General features: G+C 31.8%; 1 pseudogene. It reads left to right on the top strand.

The annotated features are described in order from the left end of the window. Positions 1-403 precede the first annotated feature (403 nt). Positions 404-1,846: pseudogene (locus tag AA81_RS13485) on the top strand (IS1634 family transposase); the annotation flags it as partial. Positions 1,847-1,982: the final 136 nt, after the last annotated feature.

Below are 1,982 nucleotides of genomic sequence, written 5' to 3'. Positions count from 1 at the left end.
GGTATGATCTAAATCAAAGTAGATCATCTTTACTTGGTCTTTCAAATATTTCACCTCTCTTGTTCAACCAAATAAAATTGTTGAAAAAAACCTCTGTTTAATTATAACATTAAACTCAATTTATTCAAAACTTATGAAATAACCTTTATTTAATCTTTCTTTATTAAAAAGCTGATAAAGTTAATTCTATTTTTACTTTTTCCTGAGTTTGACAGTTGAGAGACGATTTTTCAGTAAACCGAATGGAAGAAAGCGGGTTTGAGGGGATAAAATACATAATTTTTTGAAAAAATTGTTTTGATGTAGTGACACTTTTTTCTCTTTTAATTATATTATTCTCTTGACTTCATAATAGTTATGTGGTATAATATTAAAGACATTATGAAGTTGGGAGATGATTTGGATGTATGTTAGAACCGTAAAAAACAATCAAGGGAAAGAATACTTAAGAATAGTAGAAAGTTACCGTGAAAACGGTAAGAACAAACAAAAGATAATCGCTAATTTGGGTAGAATCGATACTATCAGTAGAAAAGAAGTGGAAAATATTGTCGATAAACTCGTACAGATATATGATATAAAAGGTTATGTGAATTTGAATAGTGTTGAGGAAGCACCCGATAAGAAGAATTATGGGGTAAAAGTAATAGTTGATAGATTGTTTGAAAGGTATGAGATGGATAAGTTCTTTGAAAAGATGGATAAAAAGACGAGGTTCGATGTGGAAGATTTGTTGAAAATAATGGTTATGAACAGAATAATAGAACCATAAAAGAAGTTGGCCTTTGAGACACAACAAACGAACGAGTTACTACAGATGGGGTATTCGAAAGATAAGAAGTTCAACGAATCACAGGTAGTTCTAGGGATGTCGATAGATAGGGATAGGATGCCGGTTAGTTTTGATATATACCCAGGTAACACGTTCGAAGGGCATACGTTCAAAGATACGATAGAGGCGATGAAAAAGAGATATCAGTTGGGAAAGGTAATAGTGGTTAGTGATAGAGGGATGATGAGTAGAACCAATATGGAAATAGTAGAGAATTCTGATTACGAATTCATAGTGGGTAAATCGATAAAACAGTTAAAAAAGGTGGATATATTCGATGGAGGATTCACTGAAATAGCAAAAGGGATTGAATACAGAGAAATAGAATACGAAGGTAAAAGATTACTCATAATACATTCAAAGGAAAGGGCAGAAAAAGATAGAAAAGACAGGATTAGATTGATTGAAAAAGCGGAAAAAATGTTGAAAGATGGGAACATAGAAACAAAAAGCAAAAGAGGTGCAAAAAAGTACTTAAAGACAAAGAACGAAGTAGATTATACACTTGATATACAAAAGATAGAAAAAGACGAAAAATATGACGGATACTATGGAATAATAACCAACACACAGTTGAATCCAAAACAGATATTAGAACAATACCATACCTTGTGGAAAGTGGAAGAAAGCTTCAGAACACTAAAGAATTATCTTGAGACAAGACCGATATTTCACTGGACACAGAAAAGGATAAAGGGACACATAGTGATGAGTTTTGTATCTTACATAATGCAAAGAACGCTAGAATTAGAATTAGAAAGGAACAATATAGAATACTCACACGAAAAGATAAGAGAAGCGATTAAAAACATGGAATACATAGATATTAAACCCAACGAACAACATTTTGCCATTAGGACTAACATGAATCTTTTGGCTCAGAAGATATTGAAGGTACTTAATATACCAATTCCAAAAGTGGTAACCCCATATGAGGAATTCATAGAGAAACTAAAACTACAGAACGAAAATAACGAAATTAAAGGATTAGAAAGGAGCAAAGCAAAAGTATAAGTCTAAAACACCTATAAACAAAGGAAAAGGAAGGCATGTAGTGACACTTTTGGAAAACAGAGAAAGCAAAAAACGCTTTTTTTCAATTATTCATGCCTGTTTTAGAATTCTTACTTTTTTGTAACTGTCAAACTCA

This window comes from Petrotoga halophila DSM 16923 (assembly GCF_002924615.1).
Note: the sequence above shows the minus strand (reverse complement) of the source record. Positions and strands in the feature narration are given on the sequence as shown.